This window comes from Aestuariirhabdus haliotis (assembly GCF_023509475.1).
GTDB classification, from domain to species: Bacteria; Pseudomonadota; Gammaproteobacteria; order Pseudomonadales; family Aestuariirhabdaceae; genus Aestuariirhabdus; species Aestuariirhabdus haliotis.
Map to the genome: position 1 here is coordinate 1 of NZ_JAKSDZ010000119.1, position 332 is coordinate 332.

Consider the following 332-nt stretch of genomic DNA (forward strand, 5'->3'; position numbering starts at 1 on the left):
GAACTCTTCGCCATCGACGGCTGCAAAATGCCTTCCAATGCCGCCAAGGAACACTCTGGTACCCTGAACGAGTTGAGCGAAAAGCGCGATAAAATTCGACGTCAAATAAAACAATGTATGAAACAGCATAAAAAGCTGGATCGTCGTAAACCGAAAGAGCGCGAACGCAAAGATCAAATCGAACAGTCATTGGAAACACTGGAAAAACATTTTACCAAGATCGACCAGTTCCTAAAGACGGCCGCCCCAAGGATGGGGCAAGGGAAAAAGCCGAAAGAGATTAAAAGCAATATCACCGACAATGAATCGGGTAAGATGACCACCAATAAGGG

At 45.8% G+C, this 332-nt stretch carries 1 pseudogene; it reads left to right on the forward strand.

The features are described from left to right. Nucleotides 1–332, forward strand: a pseudogene (locus MIB40_RS19520) (IS1182 family transposase); the annotation flags it as partial.